Below are 19335 nucleotides of genomic sequence, written 5' to 3'. Positions count from 1 at the left end.
AACAATGAACGATCAAATACACAACGACGACCGCAACGACGTCCCTGAAGACGAAAAAGAAAAACGCCGCAAGCTGCTGCGCTACGGCGCCATCGGCGGCGGGCTGGCCGCGTTTGCCGCCAGCTTTTCCACCACGGCCGGCCGCATGGTCGACCACGCGCTGGGCAAGGACAAACCCGTACAGCGCTTGCACGGCAATTCGCTGGCGCCCGAGTTTTCCGTCGACACGGCCACGGGCAAACTGACGGTCAATCCCGACCAGCAGGTCAGCTACACCATGTGCATGGGCTGCACCACGTTTTGCGGCGTGCGCGTGCGCCTGGATAAAAAAAGCGGCAAGGTGCTGCGCGTGGCGGGCAATCCGTACAGCCCCCTGTCGGCCGATCCGGCGCTGCCGTACCAGACACCGATACGCGACAGCTTCATTTCCCTGTCGCGTTTCGAGGAAAAGGGCTTGAAGGGGCGCTCCACCGCTTGCGGCCGCGGCAACGGCGTGCTGGAACAGATGGAGTCGCCTTTCCGCGTGCTGGCGCCCATGAAGCGCGTGGGACCGCGCGGCGGCGGCCAGTGGGAGCCGATCGCCTTCGACCAATTGGTGAAGGAAGTGACGGAAGGCGGCGACCTGTTTGGCGAAGGCCACGTGCAGGGCTTGCGCGCCTTGCGCGAGCTGGAAAAACCGATCGATCCGGCGCAGCCGGAACTGGGTCCGCAAGTGAACCAGGTGGGCCTGATGTGCAGTACCGACGATGGCCGTCTGGCGTTCGGCACGCGCTTTTTCAAGCAGTCGTACGGCAGTTTGAACCTGGTCAATCACGGTTCGTATTGCGGCGGCGCCTATCGCAGCGGCTCGGGCGCCATGTTCGGCGACATGAAGAAAATGCCGCACGCAAAAGTGGACCTGGAAAACACGGAGTTCTGTATTTTCGTCGGCACGGCACCGGGCAATGCGGGCAACCCGTTCAAGCGCCAGGGCACCTTGATCGCGAAGGCCCGCTCGGGCAAGCGCGCATTCAGCTACGTCGTCGTTGACCCCGTGCTGACGAACGCGGACAGCCTGGCCGCGGGCGACCGCAGCCGCTGGGTGCCGATCAAGCCCGGTACGGATGGCGCGCTGGCCATGGCCATGATCCGCTGGATCATCGAGCACGAACGCTATGACCGCAACTTCCTCGTGCAGCCGAACCTGAAGGTGGCGGAAGCGGCGGGCGAGGCCGCCTGGTGCAATGCCACGCATCTGATCATCAGCGAAAAGGGCCATCCGCGCGATGGCCGTTACCTGCGCGCGTCCGACATCGGCGCGGTGGAACTGGCGGAAGAGGAGCGCTACAAGGATGGCGACGCGTTCTGCGTGATCGACGCGGCCACGCAAGCGATCGTGCCGCACAACGCCGCCAAGGGCGAAGCGCGCCTGTTCTTCGACGGCCCGCTGGACGTGGCCGGCGCGCCGCTGCACCTGAAGACGGCCATGACGATGCTCAACGAAGAAGCGCAGCGCCACAGCATGGAGGACTATTCCAGCGCCTGCGGCATCCCGCTTGACATCATCGAAGGCCTGGCGCGGGAACTGACCAGCCACGGCAAGCGCGCCGCCGTCAATGCGCACGGCGGCATGATGTCGGGCGCCGGCTTTTATAACGCGTATGCGCTGGTCATGCTCAATACCCTGATCGGCAACTTGAACCGCAAGGGCGGCACCCTCGTCAACGGCGGCAGCTTCAAGGATGCGGGCCCTGGCCCGCGCTACAACCTCGAGAGTTTCGACGGCGAGATCAAGGCTGCCGGCATGCCCATCGGGCGCAACGTACCGTATGAAAAAACCTCGGAATTCAAGCTGAAGAAGGAAGCGGGCAAGGCGTATCCGGCCAAGGCGCCGTGGTATCCGAACGCGCCCGCGCTGGCGACCGAGTGGCTCACCAGCGCCATGAACGGCTATCCGTACACCTTGAAGGCGCTGATCCTGTGGAGCTGCAATCCCGTGTACGGCATCACGGGGCTGCGCGCGCAGATCGGCAAGGAGCTGGCCGATCCGAAGAAGATTCCCCTGATCGTCGCCATCGACCCCTTCATCAATGAAAGCTCCGCGTTTGCCGACTACCTGCTGCCCGATACCTTGCTGTATGAAAGCTGGGGCTGGGCCGGCGCCTGGGGCGGCATGCCCGTCAAAATGAGCACGGCGCGCTGGCCCGTGGTCGAACCGCGCGTGCAAAAGACGCCGGACGGCCAGACCATCTGCATGGAATCGTTCTTCATCGCGCTGGCAAAAACGATGGCCTTGCCCGGCTTCGGCCCGGAAGCCCTGCAGGACATGGATGGCCAGCGCTTCCCCTTGCAGCGCGCGGAAGACTGGTATCTGCGCGGCGGCGCCAACATCGCCTGGCAGGGCAAGACGGCCGTGCCGGAGGCGAGCGACGACGACATCGCGCTGTCCGGCGTGGCGCGCATCCGCCCCGAACTGGAGCGCACCCTGAAGCCGGAAGAGTGGCGCAAGGTGGCCTTCATGCTGGCGCGGGGAGGGCGCTACCAGAGCTATGGCGAGATGTTCGGCTTGCGCCTGCCGCCGCCAGCGAATGCCAAGGCGCCCGCGGCGCCTGTCCCGGTGGCCGACGAGGCGCCGTATCCGCAGGACTGGTCCACGCACCGCTACCTGAAACCGATGATGCTGTACAACGAGGGGCTGGGCGTGAGCAAGAACAGCTTGAGCGGCAAGCGTTTCCCCGGCACGCCCGCGTGGAGGGTGGCGGCGTTTGCCGACGGCACGCCCGTGCGCAAAACCTACCCTGCCAGCGAATGGCCGTTCGAATTGATCAGCTTTAAATCGGCGCTGCAGAACTCGTACAGCATCGGCGCGCGGCGCTTGCGCGGCATCCATCCGGACAACCCCATCGCCGTGCATCCCGACGATGCGGCACGCCTGAAGCTGGAAAATGGCGACCAGATTTATCTGGAGACGCCGGGCGGCAGGGCCAGGGCCACGGTGATGCTGCGCCATGGCGTGCAGCGCGGCGTGATCGCCGTCGAACACGGTTTCGGCCACAAGGAGCACGGCGCGCGCGCCCACCGCATCGGCAAGCTGCGCCAGCCCGACGAACCGGCCATCGGCGCGGGCATCAACCTGAACGACCTGGGATTGACGGACCCGAGCCGCGGCGACAAGAACGTGTTCGTCGATCCCGTCTCGGGCACGTCGGTGCGGCAGGGGCTGCCGGCGCGCATCGTGCGGGCTTAAATTGCGCCGCCGGCCATCAGCAGCCGGGCCACCTCGGCTGCTGAATGCAGGCCCAGTTTTTCCATCGCGTTATGGCGGTGCACCTGCACCGTCTTGTCGCTGATACCGAGTTCGCGGGCGATGACTTTCGAAGCCTTGCCTTCGGCCATCAGCAGCGCCACTTCGTGCTCGCGCGCGGTGAGCCTGGCCAGCGCCGTTTGCGCCGTAGTCGCGCTGGCGGCGCTACGGCTTTCTTCCACGCTGCGGGCCACGGCCCGGCTGACGGCATCGAGCAGCACCTGGTCCTTGCACGGCTTTTCCAGAAAATCGCAGGCGCCCGCCTTCATCGTCTGCACGGCCATGGCCAGGTCGCCGTGGCCGCTGAGGAAAATCACGGGCAGCGATATGGCGTGTCCGGTCCTGTTATTCAACTCCTGCTGCAGTTCCAGCCCGCTCATCAGCGGCATGCGCACGTCGAGCAGCAGGCAGCCCGGCACATGGCCTTCGTAGCGCTGCAGGAAGTCGCGCGCCGATTCGAACGTCTGCACTTGCCAGCCGGCCGAATCGAACAGATAGGCCAGCGAGCGGCGCATGGCGGCGTCGTCGTCGACGACAAAGATGATCGCATCGCTTTCGTTCATGGTGTTTCCTTATCTGCTTCCATATGCGTATCTTCGGGCAGGCGGAACCAGACCGTCAAGCCTGGCGCATCGGCGTTGGCATGGGCCGACAGGCTGCCGCCGAACGACTCGATGATGCTTTTGCTGAGCGACATGCCCAGTCCCAGGCCTTCGGCCTTGGTGGTAAAGAAGGGTTCGAACAGGCGCGCCATCTGCGCCGCATCGAGGCCGCAGCCGGCGTCGCGCACGGCCACCGTGCAGGCGCCGTTTTCCCGGTGCAGCAGCACGCCGATCGGATGCTGCGGATGGTCGTTTTCCACCTGCGCGTCGAGCGCATTTTTCAATAAATTGAGCAGCACCTGCTGCACTTGCTGCGGGTCGGCCAGCACGCGCGGTGCAGCGCTGACCGCCTCGTGGCGCCAGCTGATATTGGCTTGCGGATGGGCCGCGCGGAACAGCGATACCGCTTGCTCCACGGCGTCGGCCAGGGCGAAGGCCGTACTGTGCGCGGGACGCTTTTGCGCCATCGCGCGGATGTGCCGGATGATGGCGCCCGCGCGTTCGCTTTGCGTGGCGATTTCCTGCGCGCCATCGAGCAGCGGCGCCGCATCGAGCCGCCCCGCCGTGATGCGGCGCGCCATGCCGCGCGCGAAATTGCCGATGGCCGCCAGCGGCTGGTTCAATTCGTGCGCGATGGCGCTGGCCATCTCGCCCAGGATGGCCAGGCGCGCCGTGTGGTCGAGCGTGGCCTGGCGCTGGCGCGCCTGTTCTTCCAGCGCGCGCTGCTGGTGCTGGGCCGCGCGCAATTGTTCCGTGCGCCGGCTGACCAGGTATTCCACGCGCACCGTATGCACGGCCCAGGCCACCAGCAAGGCCAGCACCAGCAGCATCCAGCCCCAGTAGCGGCGCAGGGCCGTCTCGAACGTCAGCTTGTTCAGGTAGGCGTAGGGGCCGATGCGCAGTTCGCGGAACAGTTCGTCGACGATCTGGTAGTCGCTGGGCACCGTCCAGCTGTAGCCTTCGCCGGTGCGCGGCATGGCCAGCAGGGCCTGCGCCACTTTTTTCGCCAGCGCCGGCGGCGTCTGGCGCAGGGCCACGAAGGGCCAGTCCGGATACAGCCGCGACGAGCTGGCGCAGCGAAAACCGGGAATCGGACGCGTGGTGATGACGCGCAGTTCCTCGGCCCGTACTTCGCCGCTTGCCACCATCTGTTCCAGCAGACAGGTGCGCACGATGCCGGCATCCATGCGGCCCGCGCGCACGGCCTCGACGATCTGCTGCGAGGGAAAGCCGCTGTAGCGCAGGCTGGCAAAATCGTGCGTGGGATCGATGCCCGCTTCCTGCAGTTCGCGCGCGGCGATCTGGTAGCCGCCAAACGCGTCGGGCGCCACGGCCATCACGTTCCTGCCCGCCAGGTCGGCCAGGTCGTGCAGCGGCGACGCGCTGCGCACGACGATGGCCGAGCCGATGGCCTGGCGCGGCGAGTCCGTCCACGGCGATTCGAGCGTGGCGATGCGGCTGGCGCCGTCGCTGTGTTCGAGCGCCACGTAGTGGCCGCTGCTGGTGATGGCAAAGGCGATGGCCTGCGCCTGTACGGCGCGCGTCAATCCCGCCTGGTCATAGTCGGCCAATGTAAAACGGATGCCGGGAATGCTCGCCTGCAGGTGGCGCGTCACGTACGACCAGTCCTGCTGCACGGCGTCGCCGCCCTTGTAGGCCAGCACGCCGATGCGTACCTCCGGCAGCGCGTCAGCCGCTTGAGTGCCGTGCAAACACAGCGCCGCCAGCGTGAACAGTAATAAACGCCGCACTAGAACATGCTGCGCTGCGCCAAACGCGCATCGCCGAACAGGTCGAGCAGCAGTTTCTTGATCGGCGCGGGCAGCGGCGCGTCGGCGATCTTCGCGCCGTCGTACCAGACGTGCGTCGCTTCCCCGGCCAGCGCCAAACGGCGCGCCAGGGTGATGCGGCAGGGGACGATGTGCAGCTTGTAGTGGGTAAACACGTGCACGATGGGCAGCAGCCGTTCCTGCGTTTCGATGGCGCCGAACGGCGCCACGGCGCGCGCCAGCGCCTCCTGGCTTATCTCGCGCGGTGCGTCTGCATCGGCCAGCACGTGGCCGTCGAGTTCGGGCAGCGACAGCAAGCCGCCCCAGATGCCGGAGCCGGGGCGCTGCTCCAGCAGCACCTGGCCGTCGTCGATGATGGCCAGCATGACGGCGTGTTTTTCCGGGCTGGTTTTCTTCGGCTTGCGCACAGGTAAGTCTTTGACGCGATGGGTGGCGTATGCCACGCAGCGCGGCTGCAGCGGGCAGCGGCCGCAATCGGGGCTGCTGCGCGTGCACAGGGTGGCGCCGAAGTCCATCAAGCCCTGCGTGTAGGCTTCGATACCTGTTTCAGGCAGCAGCGCCTCGGCGCGGCGCCACATGGCTTCCTCGACCCGTTTTTCGCCGGGATAGGCGTCGATGCCGAAGGTGCGCGCAAACACGCGCTTGACGTTGCCGTCCATGATGGCCGCGCGCGTGCCGCTGGAAAACGCGGAGATGGCGGCCGCCGTCGAGCGGCCGATGCCGGGCAGCTCGGCCAGTAGCAGCGGGTCGCTGGGGAACACGCCGTCGTATTCGGCCACCACGCGCTGCGCGCACTTGTGCAGGTTGCGCGCCCGCGTGTAGTAACCGAGGCCGCTCCACTGCGCCATCACGTCTTCGACGGGCGCGCTAGCGAGGTCGCGCAGGGTGGGAAAGCGTTCGAGGAAGCGCGCGTAGTAAGCGAGTACGGCGGTGACCTGCGTTTGCTGCAACATGATTTCGGACAGCCAGATCAGGTAGGCGTCGCGCGTGTTTTGCCACGGCAGCGCGTGGCGGCCATGCTGCTTTTGCCAGGCGATGACGGTGGCGGAAAAAGTCGGGTCGATATAGTCTTCCAGGGGGGGCGCGCCCGTGGCGGGCGAGAGCGGATGCAGCAGACGTTTCATGCAGGATTCCAGTGTTGTATTCAGTGCGTAGGGTTCATGCGGCGCTGGCTGCGCGCAAGGCCGCCAGCAATTGCGCCAGTTGCGCCTTGTCGCGTTCGAGCGCCGCCAGGCTAGCCTCGAAGCCGGCGATTTTCTGTTCCAGGCTGCCCGTGGCGTCGTGGATGCGCTGGATCGAGGCAAAGCGCAGTTTCAGCTGTTCCTTGTACTCGACGATCTGCGCTTCGAGGGGCGCCATGATAACTTTCAGCCAGGCGCTGGCATCGTCATTGGCGTTGGTGAAACTGCGGCGCACGCGCGAGGAGATGGTGTCGAAGAATTTTTCCATCAGCACGACGCGGCTGGTGGTCAGCAGGGTCGCCGTGCCGAACTGCTTATGGTAGACGGCCTCGATGTCGGCGATCTCCTGGCGGTAGCGGGCCAGCGAAAACGGCATCGGCAAGGCCAGCGCCAGGCCATGTTCGGAAGCGAATTTGCGGTACATCACGTTCATCATTTCGGTGATCTCGGCCGTCTTGCCTTCCGAGCGGTCGAGGTTCTGGCCGATGCGCTCGAAATACTGGCGCACGGCTTCGCGCAGGCCCGTGAAAAAGCGGCTGCGCTGCATGGCCGCGCGCACGCCGTCGATATCGTCGCGCACGATGTCCATGCCCAGGCTTGTGTACAGTTCCGTCGACAGGCGGGTAAACACGGCGCGCGTGGCCTGCAGCTTGAACAGGCTGCTGTCGAATTCCTTCTTCTCGATGTCGACGCGCCGCATCATGTGGGCGATCACGCTCTGGTTCTTGCCGCGCAGGCTGTGCAGTTCGTGCAGCTGCTCGGCGATGCCGCGCGCGCGGGCCGCCGCCTGCACCTGCTGCGCCGCTTCGATGGCGTCCAGGTCGAACGCCAGCTGGCGCCGGATGATGTCCTTGCGCGCGGGGATCAGCTCCTCGAACAGGGCCGTCTCCAGCGCCTGCAGGCGGCTCTTTTCCAGCAGCGCCGCATCGTGGTTGATCTTGCCCACCAGGGCCTTCTGCGCCGAGACGGGAAACACCTGGCCAGCATCCAGCGTCAGCAGATGCGCCACGCTGGCCTGCTGGCGTTCGATCGCCTGCGCCACCTCGGCATCGCCGCGCAATTCATCCCACATGCTGTCGATCTTGTTGAGCACCACCAGGCGTCCCGCGCCGGCGCCGATATGGTTGCGCCAGACCTCGATGTCGCTGCGCGTGACGCCCGTGTCGGCCGCCAGGATGAACAGCACCGCGTGCGCATTCGGGATCAGGTTCAGGGTCAGTTCCGGCTCCGTGCCGATGGCGTTCAGCCCTGGTGTATCGAGGATGACCAGGCCCTGTTTCAGCAGCGGATGGGGGAAGTTGATGATGGCGTGGCGCCACATCGAGATTTCCACCTGGCCGTGCTCGTCGAGCATGGCGGGCGCGTCCGCATCCTCAGCGTCGTACAGGCCGTAGCGCGCCGCTTCTTCCACGCCGACTTTTTTCGTCAGGCTGACCTGGCGGATGGCTTCCTGCATGTCGCCGCCCGCCTCGATATTCAGGGGCAGGACGGTCCAGGCGGCGGGGAGTTCGCGGTAGTCGCTGGTCGACAGGTTCTGCGCGCGCGTCTCGATGGGCAGCAGGCGGATCGATGGCGGCCAGGCCGCGTCGTACAGCAGTTCGGTGGGGCACATGGTGGTGCGGCCCGCGCCCGAGGGCAGGATGCGCTGGCCGTAGCCGGCAAAGAAGATGGCGTTGATCAGCTCGGATTTGCCGCGCGAGAATTCCGCCACGAAGGCGACGGATAGACGGTCATCGAGCAGACGGGAGCCACAGCGCGCCAGGCGCAGCGCGGAGGCGCCGTCGACCAGGCCCGCCGCGCCGGCGGCTTGCCGGTATGCCTGCAAGGCGGCCTGCACGTCCTGGCGCCATGCGCTGTATTGTTCCAGGTCTCTGACCATCTGGCTCCCTCTGTGAGTGTGCTTACTTTTGACAATGCACGCAGTAGAACGTGGAACGCTGTCCCTGCACGATTTGCCGGATAGGCGCGCCGCAGACGCGGCAGGGCTTGCCCGCGCGGTTGTACGTGAAATACGTCTGCTGGAAGTAGCCGGACTGACCGTTCACTCCGATGAAGTCGCGCAGGGTGCTGCCGCCCTGCACGATGGCTTCGGCCAGCACGTCGCGGATCGCCTGCGCCAGTTTTTCATAGCGGGCCAGACCGATGCGCCGGGCCGGCGTCTTCGGGTTGATCCCCGCGCGGAACAGGCTTTCGGAACAATAGATATTGCCCACGCCGACGACGATGTCGCCCGCCATCAGCACCTGCTTGATATTGGTGCCCTTGTTGCGCGTTTTCTCGAACAGCAACTGGCCCGTGAAGCCGCCTTCGAGCGGCTCCGTGCCCAGGCCGCGCAGCAGCGCGTGGCCGTCCAGCGGGCCGTCGGCCTCGTCGTGCCACAGCACGGCGCCGAAGCGGCGCGGGTCCGTCATGCGCAGCACCTGGCTGCCGCCGTCCTCATCCTCCACGACGAGGTCGAAATGGTCGTGCTTTTGCGCTTCCGTCCCCGTCGGCAGCACGCGCAAATGGCCGGACATGCCCAGGTGGATGATCAGGGTGCCGTGGCGGAAGTGGATCAGCAGGTATTTGCCGCGCCGCCCCGTCAGGCCGATGGTTTGCCCCGACAATTGTTCGCCCAGGGCAGGGGGGAAGGGCCAGCGCAGGCCGTCGCGGCGCAGCACGACGGAGCGCACGGCGCGCCCTTCGAGGTGGGGCGCGACACCGCGCCGTGTGACTTCGACTTCTGGCAATTCTGGCATAGGGCTCGAATGGTTGAAAACCGGGTAAAAAACAGGCGGCTTGCGGGCCGAGGGCTGGCTTTGGCAGGCCACGCCGCCGCGACGTATATATTTCGTTACATACGTGAAGTACGCGATAGCCGCGTTGGGCGTAGAATCAAACTTTGCCGTTTAGCCAGGATCAGCCTTTGAAAAACGCTTTCGCCATTGTAACCTTGTCCGCCCTGATGGCCACGCATGCCATGGCACAGACGCCTGCCGTCCCCGCCGATGCCGCGGCCAGCCCCCCTGCGTCCGCGCCCGCGCCGCAGGAAGAGGGCGCGGACGCCAAGGCGGACGGTTTGCCCAAGGTCGAGTTGAGCAGCGATTTGCTGTACAAGCTGACCAAGGCCGAAATGGAATTCAAGAGCGGCCAGTGGCAGGGGCCGTACGTGACGATGATGGTGGCGGCGCAGCAGACGCGCGATCCGCGCCTGGCGCGCCGCGCTTCCGAAATGGCGCTGGCCGCCAAGCAGGGCAGCGAGGCGCTGGCGGCCATCCGGCTGTGGCGCGAGCTGGCGCCCGACTCGGACGAGGCGACGCAGTTCTTCCTCGGCTTTGTCGTATTGACGGACAAGATCGAGGAAGCGGAACCGATCTTCGCCGAACGCCTGGCCAATGCGCCGCAAGGCGCACGGGGCGTGGCCCTGTTCCAGATGCAGCAGATTTTGTCGCGCTCGAATGACAAGCTGTACGCCTATTCGATGGTGACGCGCCTGGTGCAGCCCTACCTGGACATGTTCGAAGCGCACCTGGTGCTGGCGCAGGGCGCCCTGTCGATCGGCGAGCGTGAGCGCGCCATCGGCGAAGCGAACAAGGCGCTGGCCATCAAGCCGAATTCCGAGCTGGCCGTGCTGACCCTGGCGCAGGTGACGGGCGAACCGGAGGCGGCGGGCAAGGTGCTGGCCGCGTTCCTGCAAAAGAACCCGGACGCCGTCGAAGTGCGCGGCGCATACGCGCGCCTGCTGGTCGAGCAGAAGCAGCTGGAACCGGCGCGCGAGCAGTTCCTGCTGCTGCTGAAAAGCGCGCCCGATAACGTGGGCGCCCTGTATGCGCTTGGCATCGTGGCGCTGCAGCTGGAAGACACCAAGGGTGCGGAGCAGTACTTCAAGCGCTTCCTGGCCGTGCTCGAAAAATCCCCCGGCGACACGCGCGATCCGTTCAAGGCCCTGATGATCCTGTCGCAGATCGCCGAGACGCGCGGCGACACGGCGGGCGCCATCGCCTGGCTGGACAAGGTCGACAACAGCGCGTCGGCCGGCTATGTCGAGGCGCGCTTGCGCCGCGCCCAGCTGATCGCCCGCGGCGGCAATCTCGATGCGGCGCGCAAGGCGCTGACGGAAATCGAAACGGACGATCCGGCAAGCCAGGCGCAGGTGCTGCTGGTCGACGCGCAATTCCTGCGCGACGCCGGCTATGTGCAAAGCGCGTACACGGTGCTGGAAAACGCCTTGCTGCGCTTCCCCGACAATCCGGAACTGCTGTACGACTACGCCTTGCTGGCCGAGCGCCTGGACAAATTCGAGCTGATGGAAGCGAGCCTGCGCCGCGTGATGGCGCTGGCGCCCGACAACCAGCATGCGTACAACGCGCTCGGTTATTCTCTGGCCGAACGGGGTCTGCGCCTCGAGGAAGCCCATGCGCTGATCGACAAAGCCCTGCAGATGGCGCCGGGCGACCCGTTCATCATGGACAGCATGGGCTGGGTGCAATTCCGCATGGGCAACCTGGCCGCCGCGGAAAACGCGCTGCGCCGCGCCTATGCCGTGCGCAGCGATCCGGAAATCGCCGTCCACCTGGGCGAAGTGCTGTGGCAGAAGGGCGACAAGGCCGAAGCGCAGAAGCTGTGGCGCGAGGCGCAAGGCAAGGACCCGAAAAACGATGCGCTGAAAAGCACGCTGGCGCGCCTGAATGTCAGTCTGTGATTGAATCGATTAACTCAACTATAAAAAACCAGCGCCATGGCGCTGGTTTTTCCTTGTGCCCATGTTAAAAAAACTGCTTCCCCTCGCTCTCGTCTGCCTGTCCCTCTCGGCCTGCTCGACCCTGAGTTCCCCATTCTCGTCCGGCGCCGCGCCATCCGCCAACACCGTCGCGCCCTACCGCGAACAGGTGGAGCTGACGGGCCGCCTGAACGTCGTGTACCAGAAGGATGACAAGCCCGAATCGGCCACCGTCAATTTCAACTGGCAGCAGACGGCGCAGCGCACGGACGTGACCCTGTATTCTCCCGTCGGCAGCACGCTGGCGACGATCGCCGTCACGCCGCAAGAGGCCGTGTTGACGCAAAGCGGCAAGGCGCCGCGCAGCGCGCCCGACGTCGACACCCTGAGCGCGCAGCTGCTGGGCTGGTCCCTGCCCGTGTCGGGCTTGCGCGACTGGCTGCAAGGCTATGCCGTGGGCGCCGACGGCAAGCGTTTCATCGCTTCGCCGGCCAACGACAGCGTGACGACCAAAGATGGCTGGCGCTTGCGCTATGTGTCGTGGCAAGAAATAGGGCAAAATGCGGCCGACAACACACCGGGCGCCTTGCCCCAACCGCGGCGTATCGATGCCGAACGCAATGCCAGCGCGCAGGCCGATGCCGTCTCGCTGCGCATCGTCCTCGATCCCGCCCAATCGGCTCAAGCACAATGACGTTGACGACCCTGAATAACTGCCCGGCTCCCGCCAAGCTGAACCTCTTTTTGCACGTCAACGGCCGCCGCGCCGATGGCTACCATCTGCTGCAGACGGTGTTCCAGTTGCTCGACCATGGCGACACCCTGCACTTCGCGCTGCGCGACGACACGGCGATTGTCCGCGTGACGGAGCTGGCCGGCGTGCCGCAGGAGCAGGACTTGATCATCCGCGCCGCCAGGCTGCTGCAGGCCGAAGTGCTGCGCCGCACGGGCGCCTTGCCGCGCGGCGTCGATATCGCCATCGACAAGGTGCTGCCCATGGGCGGCGGCCTCGGCGGCGGCTCGTCCGACGCGGCCACGGCGCTGATGGCGCTCAATCGCCTGTGGCAGGCCGGCTTGACGCGCGAGGAATTGATGGCGCTGGGCTTGCCGCTGGGCGCCGATATCCCGTTTTTCATCTTTGGCGAAAACGCCTTTGCCGAAGGCGTGGGCGAAGCCTTGCAGCCCGTCGCCACGCCCGCATGCTGGTATGTGGTGATCGAGCCGGGCGTGCAAGTGCCGACCGCCGCAATTTTTTGCGCGGAAGGCTTGACGAGAAATACCGAACCCGTCACAATAGCGGACTTTTCCAGGTACCTCGCAGAAGGAAACGATGCGGGCGGGTTTGGAAAGAATGATTTACAGCAAGTGGCATGCAGTCTTTTCAAGCCGGTAGCAGATGCGGTAGAATGGCTGGGTGCTTACGGTGAAGCCAGGATGACTGGTTCCGGTGCTTGTGTGTTTAGTGCGTTTGGCAGTCAGGAAGAAGCGGATGCGGTGCTCAGCAATGTGCCACCAGTCTGGAACGCCTGGAAGGCAAAAGCGCTGAATCGCCACCCGATGCTCACCATGTTGTAGAGAGCAAAAAAATATTTTGCTTAGCGTCAAATAGTCGGTATAATACTGGCCAACATGACGGCAAGCAGTCAGTAACGTAGGGGAATCGCCAAGCTGGTTAAGGCACTGGATTTTGATTCCAGCATGCGAAGGTTCGAATCCTTCTTCCCCTGCCACCATTTCACCGTAGTCTGTCGATGCGAAGTTGGCGTCCAGTACGGGAAAAAGCAGATGTGCCGCCACGCGGCATATTCTAAACAATGACTGACCGGGCCTATGCCCGGTTAGTGCTTTTCAAGACTTCTATATCACCTCTTGGGACTCCCATGGCTTACGAAAACCTGATGGTTTTTACCGGCAACGCGAATCCAGCGTTGGCAGAGGGGGTCGCAAAAAACCTCGGCATCCCTCTCGGTAAAGCAAACGTTTCGAAATTCTCCGACGGCGAAGTAATGGTCGAGATTAACGAAAACGTACGCGGCAAGGATGTTTTTGTTTTGCAATCCACCTGTGCTCCAACCAACGACAGCCTGATGGAAATCATGCTGATGGTTGATGCCTTGAAACGTGCTTCCGCTGGCCGCATCACCGCCGCGATTCCTTACTTCGGCTACGCCCGCCAAGACCGTCGTCCGCGCTCCGCGCGTGTGGCGATTTCGGCCAAGGTGGTGGCGAACATGTTGGAAGAAGCCGGTGTCGAGCGCGTCCTGATCATGGACTTGCACGCTGACCAGATTCAAGGTTTCTTCGATATCCCAGTCGACAATATCTACGCTTCGCCAATTTTGCTGGGCGACCTGCAAAAGAAAAACTACCAGGATCTGCTGGTGGTGTCGCCGGACGTCGGCGGTGTGGTACGTGCGCGCGCCCTGGCAAAACGCCTGGGCTGCGACCTGGCCATCATCGACAAACGTCGTCCAAAAGCGAACGTGTCCGAAGTGATGAACATCATCGGTGAAGTCGAAGGCCGCAACTGCGTGATCATGGATGACATGGTAGACACGGCAGGCACCCTGACCAAGGCCGCCGAAGTGCTCAAGGAACGCGGCGCGAAAAAAGTCGTGGCGTATTGCACGCACGCGGTGCTGTCGGGCCCGGCGATCGACCGTATTTCGGCCTCGCCGCTCGATGAGTTGGTCGTGACCGACACGATCCCCCTGTCCGAAGCGGCCCTGGCCTGCGGCAAGATCCGTCAATTGACGTGCGCGCCGCTGCTGGCCGAGACGTTCAAACGCATCATCAAGGGTGACTCGGTCATCTCGCTGTTCATCGATTAATTCGGCAAGAGCAGCAATAGACGTAATGCCTGCGGCGCGACCGGCTTTTGCCTGTTGCGCCGCAGTGTTTTAGTTTTCGGGGTGTTTTGCACCCATTTTCGAGGGTTCCTGGTCGCGGGAGTCCTCATAACACAAGGCGCAAGCCTTGTTCTTCTTGGAGTTTCACATGAAAGTTATCGCATTTAAACGCGAATTGCAAGGTTCCGGAGCGAGCCGCCGCCTGCGCATTTCCGGCCAAACCCCTGGTATCGTCTACGGCGGCGCTGAAGCCCCTGTGCTGATCTCGCTGGATCACAACGCCCTGTACCACGCGTTGAAAAAAGAAGTGTTCCACTCGTCGATCCTGGATCTGGAAATCGACGGCGTTTCCCAGCAAGTTCTGCTGCGCGACTTCCAAGTCCACGCATACAAACAACTGGTTCTGCACGCTGACTTCCAGCGCGTTGACGCTAAGCAAGCTATCCACGTGAAAGTGGCGCTGCACTTCATCAACGCTGACGTTTCCCCGGCAGTCAAACTGCACGGCGCGACCATCAGCCACGTAGCCAACGAAATCGAAGTTTCGTGCCTGCCAGGCCAACTGCCAGAATTCATCAACGTTGACCTGTCGAACATCGACGTCGGCCACTCGCTGCACGTTGGCGACCTGGTCCTGCCAGCTGGCGTGACCGCTGTCACCCACGGCGCCAACCTGACCATCGCTACCGCTTCGGTACCGGCTGGCCACGTTGCTGCTGAAGCCGCTGCTGCTGAAGTTGTTGCTGACAAGAAGTAATTCTGCCGCCGCAGCAATGCGGTAGTCGCAAGGAAAAACCCGCCAGGTTCGCCGCGCGGGTTTTTTTCCGCCTGTTTTCACCGATAATGCTTTCTTTTACATTGCAGACACAGCCATGCCCATACGCCTGATCGTCGGCCTCGGCAACCCGGGACCCGAATACGAACAAACCCGCCACAATGCCGGCTTCTGGCTGGTGGACAACCTTGCCAACAGCTTGCCCGGCACGCGCCTGCAGCGCGATTCGCGCTACAACGCCATGCTGGCCAAGACCTCCATCGGCGGCAACGAAGTCTGGCTGCTTGAACCGCTGACCTTCATGAACCGCTCGGGCCAGTCCGTGGGCGCGCTGGCGCGCTTTTTCAAGATCGCCGCCGATGAAGTGCTCGTCGTGCACGACGAACTCGACTTGATGCCCGGTATCGCGCGCCTGAAAAAGGGCGGCTCGGCCGGCGGCCACAATGGCTTGAAAGACATCACGGCCGCGCTGGGCACGCAGGATTACTGGCGCTTGCGCCTGGGCATCGGCCACCCGCGCACCCTGAGCCTGCAGCAGCAGGTGGCCGATTTCGTGCTGCACCGCCCGCGCCGCGAAGACCAGGAACTGATCGAGCAGGCGATCGACAAATCCTTGCAGGTCATGCCGCTGATCGTCGACGGCAAGTTCGAGGCGGCGACGATGAAGCTGCACACCGCGTAATTATTTCCCCGCCTTGCCGAAGCCGGCCATGATGGTTTTCGCCATCTGCTGCTGGCTGGCCTGGGCGCTGCTGCCGTCGCCCGCGTTGGCGGCGATCAGCAGGCCGTCGCCGCTGCCGGGCGCCAGCGCGATCAGTGCGTGCCAGTAGCCGTTCGAGCCAAGGTGAGTGAGCACTCGCTGCGGCGCTTGCGGTGGAAAGTGCATCACGCCCCAGCCCAAGGCCGCATGCGTGTCGCCCTGCGCCGTGTGCAGCAAGACATACGTTTCCTGTTTCAGCAGCCTGCCCTTGCCCTGCTCGCCATGCAGTTGATCGAGCGCAAACTTGGCCCAGTCTTGCATGCTCAGGTGAATTTCTCCATCGGGCGCCATCATCAGCGGATTGCTGGCCATCAAGCCGGCGATCGGCTTGCCTTCCTTGTGGCCCAGGTTCTGTCCGCGCACGGTGGGGCCGAAGGCGGCCCGCATGCCCAGCGGGCCGAACACTTCCGCCTGCATCAACTCCTCGTACGTCTTGCCCGTGACACGCTCCGCGATGGCGGCGGCGATCATGGCGCCGCTGTTCGAGTAATGCGATTCGCCGCGCGGCGCGGCCACGGGCGCGTCCGCCAGCGCGCGCTGCGCGTACTCCAGCCGCAGCAGCGGCAAGGGGCGCGTGTCCGTGTAGGTGGCATTGATCCATGTCTCGTCCGGATTGGGCGGCAGGCCGGCGCGGTGCGACAGCAGATCCATCAGGTTGACGTCGCGGTACTCGGCGCGCATGCCGGCACTCAGCGCGGGCAGCATGCTTGACAGCGGCGCGTCCCACGCCAGCAGGCCCCGTTCCACCAGCCGCGCGATCAGGGTCACCGTCATGGCCTTGCCGTCGGAGCCGATATTCCACACGTCGTCGGCACGCACGGCGTCGTGGCCGTCATTGGCCCGTACGCCCGCCTGCGCCTGCGCCTCGATCTTGCCGTCGCGAATGACAAGGATCGCCATGGCCGGCACGCTCTTGTCGGCCAGCGCCTGTTGCAGCATGGCGTTCAAGTCATGGGCGCGGGCGGCGCCGCTGAGCAAAAAGGCGGTGCTGCAAACGAGTGCGGCAAGCAGGGTTTTCATGGTGTCTCCAGTCGATAGGGTAGGGCGAACATGTTAAAATGGTCGCAAAACATGATTTAATTATTGTTTTACGATAATTTATTCTAACGACACTTGACGCTTTCGTATACTTTTAAATATGAAAAAAAATCAGACGGGACCGGCCCTACTGAGCCGGCGCGTGCGCTACGGCGTTTCGGGATTCTTTTTGCTGTACCTGCTGCTGACGGTGCTGGGCTGGCTGGCGCCCGCGCCGGCCGCGCAAGGCAGCCTGGGCGGCGCTGGCATGTATGAACTGTTGCTGCAATTGCAGAGCCAGCCATTCGAGCGCCTGGCCGCCATGCCCCTGTGGCAGCGGGGACTGGGTCTGGCGCTGGCCTTGCCAGCCTTGTGCGTGCTGGGCGATGCCGTGCGCCAGCTGGCCCTGGTCTTGCGCCAGTTCGAACAGGGCGTATATTTCACGCCGCAGGTGGCGCGGCACTTTCGCCGCTTCGCCGGCGGCTTGCTGCTGGGAACGGTGCTGACTTTGCTGGAACCGACAGTGCGCGGCATGCTGTTTGGCTTGCTGGACGAGGGAACGCGCCAGTTGCGCCTGGTTATCGACATCACGGGCGGCGACCTGTGGACTTTGCTGCTGTGCTCGGTTTTCTTTGCGCTGGCGCAAATCCTGCATGAAGGCCAGAGATTGGCCGATGAAAACAGCGGGTTCATCTGATGGGTATCGTCGTGCGCCTCGATCTGGTACTGGCCAGGAAAAAAGTGAAATCCAAGGAACTGGCCGCCTTTATCGGCATCACGGAGCAGAACCTGTCCCTCTTAAAATCGGGCAAGGTGCGCGGCGTGCGTTTCGATACCTTGTCGAAAATTTGCGAGATGCTCGAATGCCAGCCCGGCGACATCCTGGAATTCGATGCGTCGCAGCCGGACGACGGGGATGGCGACAGTTAGCGTCGCCGGGGCGGTTTTTTTGAAGAGTAGGGTGCATAGAGGTACAATTGACCCTTAGAGCATGAATACAGCAAGATTATCCAGAAAACGCCCGCAACGGCCGTTTTGCACCAGCCGCTTGCCGGCAATATTGATTATTTAAAGGTTTTCCATGAGTCTCCAATGCGGTATCGTCGGCTTGCCGAACGTCGGCAAGTCCACCCTGTTCAATGCACTGACGAAAGCCGGCATCCCGGCTGAAAACTATCCGTTCTGCACCATCGAGCCGAACGTCGGCGTCGTCGAAGTGCCGGATCCGCGCATGGATGCGCTGGCCGCCATCGTCAAACCGGAACGCATGGTCAACGCCATCGTGGAATTCGTCGACATCGCCGGTCTGGTGGCTGGCGCATCGAAGGGCGAGGGCCTGGGCAACCAGTTCCTGTCGCACATCCGCGAAACGGACGCCATCGTCAACGTCGTGCGCTGCTTCGAAGATGACAACGTCATCCACGTGGCCGGCAAGATCAACCCGCTCGACGATATCGAAGTCATCCAGACCGAACTGGCGCTGGCCGACATGGGCACCGTGGAAAAAGCCATCCACCGCGAAAACAAGAAAGCCCGCTCGGGCGACAAGGATGCGGCCAAGCTGCTGGCCATCATGGAACGCATGATGCCGTACCTGAACGACGCCAAGCCGGTGCGCGCCATGGGCCTGGACGCCGACGAAATGGAACTGATCAAGCCTTTGTGCCTGATCACGGCCAAGCCGGCCATGTTCGTGGCCAACGTCTCCGACTCGGGCTTCACGAATAACCCGCTGCTGGACCAGCTGACGGCCTATGCGCAATCGCAGAACGCCCCCATCGTCGCCATCTGCGCGGCGCTGGAAGCGGAAATCGCCGACCTGGACGACGCCGACAAGGGCGCCTTCCTGGCCGACATGGGCATGGAAGAGCCGGGCCTGGACCGTCTGATCCGCGCCGGCTACAAGCTGCTGGGCCTGCAAACCTACTTCACCGCGGGCGTGAAGGAAGTGCGCGCCTGGACCATCCCCGTGGGCGCCACGGCGCCACAGGCGGCCGGCGTGATCCACACCGACTTCGAACGCGGCTTCATCCGTGCCCAAACCATCGCCTATGACGACTTCATCGCCTACAAGGGCGAGGCGGGCGCGAAGGAAGCGGGCAAGATGCGCGCCGAGGGCAAGGAATACGTGGTCAAGGATGGCGACGTGCTGAACTTCCTGTTCAACGTCTAAGCTGTTTCAGCGATTGCCGGCGATTTCAGGACGTTGCTGATTCGCCCGGAAATGCCACATGTGCCCTCTGTTATGAGGGCATTTTCATTTCTGGATGTTGCGAAAGATTGCAATGCATTACAAAGGAAAAGTGGATACGCTGGTGTCTATGATTTTGGGCAGGTGTAAAAAAGTGTATATGATGAGTAAGCCCTAACTCTTGCCTC

General features: G+C 63.7%; 16 protein-coding genes and 1 tRNA gene. 11 read left to right on the top strand and 6 right to left on the bottom strand.

What is annotated here, in order from left to right:
* Positions 1–4: 4 nt before the first annotated feature.
* Entirely contained in the window at positions 5–3226 is a 3222-nt protein-coding gene (locus tag AC0V2Y_RS25910; RefSeq protein ID WP_475413759.1) for a molybdopterin dinucleotide binding domain-containing protein, read from the top strand.
* On the opposite strand, the gene AC0V2Y_RS25905 is transcribed toward AC0V2Y_RS25910, so the two are convergent.
* The 5 genes from AC0V2Y_RS25905 to mutM are packed head-to-tail and all read right to left on the bottom strand — an operon-like array spanning position 3223 to position 9594.
* The gene (locus AC0V2Y_RS25905) at positions 3223–3846 is read right to left on the bottom strand and encodes a response regulator transcription factor (RefSeq protein ID WP_475413760.1); all 624 of its coding nucleotides are present in this window, start codon (positions 3844–3846) and stop codon (positions 3223–3225) included. The two genes, AC0V2Y_RS25910 and AC0V2Y_RS25905, sit on opposite strands and share 4 nt — an antisense overlap.
* Positions 3843–5636, bottom strand: a complete 1794-nt coding sequence (locus AC0V2Y_RS25900) for a sensor histidine kinase (protein WP_475413761.1) — start codon at positions 5634–5636, stop codon at positions 3843–3845. The genes AC0V2Y_RS25905 and AC0V2Y_RS25900 overlap by 4 nt, the downstream gene beginning before the upstream one ends.
* Entirely contained in the window at positions 5636–6799 is a 1164-nt protein-coding gene (mutY, locus tag AC0V2Y_RS25895) for an A/G-specific adenine glycosylase (RefSeq protein ID WP_475413762.1), read from the bottom strand. Before mutY ends, AC0V2Y_RS25900 begins: the two co-directional genes overlap by 1 nt.
* A 34-nt stretch (positions 6800–6833) precedes the next feature.
* A complete protein-coding gene (locus AC0V2Y_RS25890; RefSeq protein ID WP_475413763.1) occupies positions 6834–8735 on the bottom strand; it encodes a dynamin family protein in 1902 nt (633 codons plus the stop codon).
* 22 nt (positions 8736–8757) lie between these two features.
* The gene (gene mutM / locus AC0V2Y_RS25885) at positions 8758–9594 is read right to left on the bottom strand and encodes a bifunctional DNA-formamidopyrimidine glycosylase/DNA-(apurinic or apyrimidinic site) lyase (RefSeq protein ID WP_475413764.1); all 837 of its coding nucleotides are present in this window, start codon (positions 9592–9594) and stop codon (positions 8758–8760) included.
* Positions 9595–9761: 167 nt separating this feature from the next.
* On the opposite strand from mutM, the gene AC0V2Y_RS25880 reads away from it, so the two are divergent.
* The 7 genes from AC0V2Y_RS25880 (at position 9762) to pth (ending at position 15861) form a co-directional block, all read left to right on the top strand.
* Positions 9762–11537, top strand: a complete 1776-nt coding sequence (locus AC0V2Y_RS25880) for a tetratricopeptide repeat protein (protein WP_475413765.1) — start codon at positions 9762–9764, stop codon at positions 11535–11537.
* 61 nt (positions 11538–11598) lie between these two features.
* Positions 11599–12249, top strand: a complete 651-nt coding sequence (locus tag AC0V2Y_RS25875; protein ID WP_475413766.1) for an outer membrane lipoprotein LolB — start codon at positions 11599–11601, stop codon at positions 12247–12249.
* On the top strand, positions 12246–13130 hold the full coding sequence (gene ispE / locus AC0V2Y_RS25870; RefSeq protein WP_475413767.1) for a 4-(cytidine 5'-diphospho)-2-C-methyl-D-erythritol kinase: 885 nt from the start codon (positions 12246–12248) through the stop codon (positions 13128–13130). The genes AC0V2Y_RS25875 and ispE overlap by 4 nt, the downstream gene beginning before the upstream one ends.
* A 78-nt stretch (positions 13131–13208) precedes the next feature.
* Positions 13209–13285 (top strand) — tRNA-Gln (locus AC0V2Y_RS25865).
* Between the two features lie 150 nt (positions 13286–13435).
* Positions 13436–14386, top strand: coding sequence for a ribose-phosphate pyrophosphokinase (locus AC0V2Y_RS25860; protein WP_034753270.1), 951 nt, complete (start codon positions 13436–13438; stop codon positions 14384–14386).
* A gap of 166 nt (positions 14387–14552) precedes the next feature.
* Positions 14553–15161, top strand: a complete 609-nt coding sequence (locus tag AC0V2Y_RS25855; RefSeq protein ID WP_034753273.1) for a 50S ribosomal protein L25/general stress protein Ctc — start codon at positions 14553–14555, stop codon at positions 15159–15161.
* A 115-nt stretch (positions 15162–15276) separates the two neighbouring features.
* Entirely contained in the window at positions 15277–15861 is a 585-nt protein-coding gene (pth, locus tag AC0V2Y_RS25850) for an aminoacyl-tRNA hydrolase (protein ID WP_475413768.1), read from the top strand.
* Here pth and AC0V2Y_RS25845 read toward each other — a convergent pair whose 3' ends face one another.
* Positions 15862–16959 (bottom strand): serine hydrolase domain-containing protein, encoded by a 1098-nt coding sequence (locus tag AC0V2Y_RS25845; RefSeq protein WP_475413769.1) that lies wholly within the window; start codon positions 16957–16959, stop codon positions 15862–15864.
* Positions 16960–17077: 118 nt separating this feature from the next.
* Between AC0V2Y_RS25845 and AC0V2Y_RS25840 the strand changes: the two genes are divergently transcribed.
* From AC0V2Y_RS25840 to ychF, 3 genes are all read left to right on the top strand, one after another.
* The gene (locus AC0V2Y_RS25840) at positions 17078–17653 is read left to right on the top strand and encodes a hypothetical protein (protein WP_475413770.1); all 576 of its coding nucleotides are present in this window, start codon (positions 17078–17080) and stop codon (positions 17651–17653) included.
* Positions 17653–17886: a helix-turn-helix domain-containing protein gene (locus AC0V2Y_RS25835; RefSeq protein ID WP_034778346.1), complete on the top strand. Its 234-nt coding sequence runs from the start codon at positions 17653–17655 to the stop codon at positions 17884–17886. Before AC0V2Y_RS25840 ends, AC0V2Y_RS25835 begins: the two co-directional genes overlap by 1 nt.
* 151 nt (positions 17887–18037) lie before the next feature.
* Complete coding sequence (ychF, locus tag AC0V2Y_RS25830; protein ID WP_086145737.1) at positions 18038–19129, top strand: redox-regulated ATPase YchF; 1092 nt, start codon at positions 18038–18040, stop codon at positions 19127–19129.
* Positions 19130–19335: the final 206 nt, after the last annotated feature.

It is taken from the genome of Janthinobacterium sp. BHSEK (assembly GCF_056174685.1).
This window is presented reverse-complemented; position numbering and strand designations above follow the sequence as displayed.